Source organism: Mesorhizobium sp. M1A.F.Ca.IN.020.06.1.1 (genome assembly GCF_004023265.1).
Lineage (GTDB): Bacteria > Pseudomonadota > Alphaproteobacteria > Rhizobiales > Rhizobiaceae > Mesorhizobium.
On the sequence record NZ_RZSR01000797.1, the window covers coordinates 1 to 2,812 of the forward strand.

General features: G+C 63.4%; 6 protein-coding genes and 1 tRNA gene. 5 read left to right on the forward strand and 2 right to left on the reverse strand.

Annotated elements, in window-relative coordinates:
* Both EOA60_RS27055 and EOA60_RS27060 read left to right on the forward strand, forming a co-directional pair.
* On the forward strand, positions 1–509 hold a 509-nt coding region (locus tag EOA60_RS27055; protein WP_164899566.1), incomplete at its 5' end, for a multicopper oxidase domain-containing protein.
* 125 nt (positions 510–634) lie between these two features.
* The gene (locus tag EOA60_RS27060) at positions 635–1,129 is read left to right on the forward strand and encodes a hypothetical protein (protein WP_095779821.1); all 495 of its coding nucleotides are present in this window, start codon (positions 635–637) and stop codon (positions 1,127–1,129) included.
* Positions 1,130–1,183: 54 nt separating this feature from the next.
* Here EOA60_RS27060 and EOA60_RS27065 read toward each other — a convergent pair whose 3' ends face one another.
* Positions 1,184–1,363 (reverse strand): hypothetical protein, encoded by a 180-nt coding sequence (locus EOA60_RS27065; RefSeq protein WP_095826236.1) that lies wholly within the window; start codon positions 1,361–1,363, stop codon positions 1,184–1,186.
* A 275-nt stretch (positions 1,364–1,638) separates the two neighbouring features.
* On the opposite strand from EOA60_RS27065, the gene EOA60_RS27070 reads away from it, so the two are divergent.
* Positions 1,639–1,974 carry a hypothetical protein gene (locus EOA60_RS27070; protein WP_127334911.1) on the forward strand — a complete coding sequence of 112 codons (336 nt, stop codon included), beginning with the start codon at positions 1,639–1,641 and terminating at the stop codon, positions 1,972–1,974.
* Positions 1,975–2,011: 37 nt separating this feature from the next.
* Here the strand turns inward: EOA60_RS27070 and EOA60_RS27075 are convergent.
* A tRNA-Ala gene (locus tag EOA60_RS27075) sits at positions 2,012–2,087 on the reverse strand.
* 140 nt (positions 2,088–2,227) lie between these two features.
* Between EOA60_RS27075 and EOA60_RS27080 the strand changes: the two genes are divergently transcribed.
* Together EOA60_RS27080 and EOA60_RS27085 are read left to right on the forward strand one after the other, a co-directional pair.
* A complete protein-coding gene (locus EOA60_RS27080) occupies positions 2,228–2,518 on the forward strand; it encodes a YggT family protein (protein ID WP_067002157.1) in 291 nt (96 codons plus the stop codon).
* Positions 2,519–2,527: 9 nt separating this feature from the next.
* The coding region (locus EOA60_RS27085) for a DUF167 family protein (RefSeq protein ID WP_128312181.1) at positions 2,528–2,812 on the forward strand (285 nt) is incomplete at its 3' end.

Genomic DNA, 2,812 nt, shown 5'->3' on the forward strand with positions numbered 1-2,812 from the left:
TGGCGACACTGCGTGCGGTCGGCCAATCGCTCAAGCGCGATCTTCGCGATCTCGGCCCGCTCGAGCCCAATCCGGTGGCGGAGGTGGACGTCGCCGCCGCGAGGCGCATTCCGCTGGCGCTGAGCGCCACGGCCGAAAATGTCGCGGCCGACAGCATCTGTGGGTCGCTCGGCTATAGTTTCTGGGCGATCAACAAGGTGCCGTGGCCGGGCGACACGCCGGACCCGACCGCGCCGCTGGCCGAGCTGAAACTCGGCCAAAGCTACATCATCGACATGGAAAACCTGACGCCGCACGCGCACCCGATCCACCTGCACGGCATGAGCTTCAAGGTGCTGTCGTCCTCGACGCGAGCGGTCCAGCCGCTTATCTCCGATACCTATCTGATCCAGCCCGACGAGAAGGTGCAGCTGGGCTTCGTCGCCGACAACCCCGGCGACTGGCTGCTCCACTGCCACATCATCGAGCACCAGAAGACGGGCATGACGAGCTATTTGCGCGTGGCGTGAGCGCAAGGAGCGATAGGCGCCCTCGCCTTTGCCCGGAATTCGCGGACCTCGACGGGTTGACGCCCTTGCCCGCTTGCCTAGGTAGGCAAGAGGCGCTGGGGCGGCACGCAACTCCGACCGACGGCATGACATCTTTGCGCATTCGAAAACTTGCCCTTGTTGCGGCAGGCATCTCCATCCTGTCGTCCTGCGTCATCCCCGACGATACGTCGCGGGTCGCGAAAGAGGATCCCACCACGGCCGCCGCCCGCCGGGAAATGGTCGGCCTCAGCGAGGCCGATGTTCGCATGTGCGCCGGCTTTCCGACCGCGACCGCCGATGTGGGACCTTCCGGCCAGATCTGGACCTATCAGCGCAGCGTGCAGCGCGGCAATCTCAACATCGCGGTGCCGACCATGGCCCTGGGCGCTATCCCCGCAGTTGGAGGGTCCGTCAACGTCGCGCCCGGCGGCTATTGCAACACGCAGATTCGCATGCTCGGCGGCCGTGTCGCGGAAGTGACCTATGCCGGCGACAATAATTTGCCCAACAGCATCGATGCGCTCTGCGTCAGCACGGTGGACGCCTGCGTGGCCTATGCGCGACAGCGCAATCGCAAAGCGACGGCGGTCTCCAGGTGATCGGGCAATACCGGCCACGCGGAGCCTCCAGTTGGCACTTATCCTGGAGCTGTCTTAGCGTCCGCCGGGATGAATGGCGCCGGGCTCTTTTTCGGAGGCGCCGGGTGAAATTTGCCGGCCCATGTTTGTGCGGGTTTCGGGCGGCGAGGCATCCATCAGGTTCCTGACCTTGGCGTTGTTGTGCGCATGGATGATGGCACGGCCGAGATGGAGCAGGATTCCCACCACTGACATTGGTACTTCTCCGTTGAGATGGCGGATATGTCGGCGGCGGGACGCCCAACCCAATGCGCCCCGTCTGTTTCGTGGGAATGACGCGGAAGATGGCTTCTCGTTGCCAATTCGTGACCTGGAAACAGAGCACGCCGGCGTGCAGGACGCAGGATGCTAGTGGAAACATGATCTGACGCTCATATGTGCGGCGGGAACGAAAAGTGATGCTGGTCGCCGCAAATCGTCCTGAATCCGAAGGTCTTTCGGCCGCCCAATTCGAGACGATGGAGAGGTCGATGAAATTGTCCGTCCTTACTCTTGCCGGCACCATGCTGGCGCTGGCGCCCGCGGTTCAGGCGGCGCCGATGATCGGTATCCCGGCTGGAGACGGCCTCGTGCAGCAGGCGCATGTGACATGCGCGTACCTGACCGAAGACGGCTATTGCGTGAGCCCGCACAAGAAGCACAAGCATTGGAAGCGCGAGCGGCACTACCGGCCGATCTATCGCACCTACGAGCCGCAGCCGTCGGACGAGTATTACTGGCGCTACGAGCGCCAGCGGCCGATTGTCCGCGTCATCCCCAGCTATCCGCGGCAGGATGAAGATAATTGGGACGATTGGGATGACTGAGCGACTGGCGGGCCCAGAGCCCGCCCCTGCTTTCGGCTGGTGGAGCTGAGGGGGATCGAACCCCTGACCTCATCATTGCGAACGATGCGCTCTCCCAGCTGAGCTACAGCCCCGTTCCAGCGGATCGGCTTGTATCGGTCGCGGCGGTTTGATGTCAAGGCGAAACGGCTGCCCGGCATCGAGCGCCGAAACGGCCGGGCCTTGCCGGTTCCGCGCGCAATGGCTACATGTCGGCGACAATTTGGAGACCGGCATGATCGCCCTTATTCAAACCATCGTCATGGCGCTTGATATCTACTGGTGGATCATCATCGCCTCGGCGATCTTTTCCTGGCTCTATGCCTTCAACGTCGTCAACTCGCGCAACCAGTTTGTCGGCACCGTCGGCAATATGCTTTACCGTCTGACCGAGCCGGCGCTGCGGCCGATCCGCCGCTACATGCCCGATCTTGGCGGCATCGACATCTCGCCGATCATTCTTCTTTTGATCATCTTCTTCATCCGCCAGTTTTTGATCACCACCGTCTTCTCCTGGGTCGCTTAAGGCCGATCCATGGCCTCGCCGTTCCGTCCGCGCGACGACGGCATCGACCTTTTCGTGCGGCTGACGCCGAAGGCGGCGGTGGATCGGATCGAAGGCATTGAGACGGCCGCCGACGGGCGCAGCCATCTCAAGGCGCGTGTGCGCGCGGTGCCGGAGAACGGCGCCGCCAATACGGCGCTGGAGCGGATGATGGCGAAGGCGCTTGGCGTGCCGGGATCGGCGGTTTCGGTGGTGGCCGGAGGCACGTCCCGGCTTAAGACGCTGCGGATCTGGGGTGATGCGGCTGAGCTGGCG

Coding starts and splice junctions, on each gene's coding strand:
- EOA60_RS27065 (WP_095826236.1), bottom strand. CDS start 1,363: ATGTCAGTGGTGGGAATCCTGCTCCATCTCGGCCGTGCCATCATCCAT.
- EOA60_RS27060 (WP_095779821.1), top strand. CDS start 635: ATGACATCTTTGCGCATTCGAAAACTTGCCCTTGTTGCGGCAGGCATC.
- EOA60_RS27080 (WP_067002157.1), top strand. CDS start 2,228: ATGATCGCCCTTATTCAAACCATCGTCATGGCGCTTGATATCTACTGG.
- EOA60_RS27070 (WP_127334911.1), top strand. CDS start 1,639: ATGAAATTGTCCGTCCTTACTCTTGCCGGCACCATGCTGGCGCTGGCG.